This is a genomic window from Gilvimarinus sp. 1_MG-2023 (assembly GCF_030548285.1).
This window is the reverse complement of sequence record NZ_JAUOSC010000622.1, coordinates 1-315: the sequence shown is the minus strand read 5'-3', so window position 1 is coordinate 315 and position 315 is coordinate 1. Positions and strand designations below refer to the sequence as shown.

The following is a 315-nucleotide window of genomic DNA, read 5'->3' as shown; positions in this document are numbered from 1 at the left end:
CAGCGACCATGCGTCCGGTTATTTACAAGAAACTGGACGGCGCACGTGAGCTGGCTGATGCCAAGAAATATCAGGATGCGTTGAAAGAACTGCAGTCGCTGGAGAAACGCAGACGTAACTCCTATGAGACCGCCATGACGCATAACATGTATGCGTATGTGTATTTCAATCAGGAAAAATACAAGTCAGCGGCTGCCGCTTATGAACAGGTTTTATCCGTTGGCAACATTCCGGAAAGTCTGGAACAAACCACGCTGTACAGCCTGTCGAAGTTGTACTTGATTCAGGAGGACTACAAAAAAGCACTGGTTCCTC

At 47.9% G+C, this 315-nt stretch carries 1 protein-coding gene; it reads left to right on the top strand.

Going from position 1 to position 315, the window contains the following annotated elements; translation table 11 throughout:
• The coding region (locus tag Q4563_RS18355) for a tetratricopeptide repeat protein (RefSeq protein WP_303605529.1) at window positions 1–315 on the top strand (315 nt) is incomplete at both ends.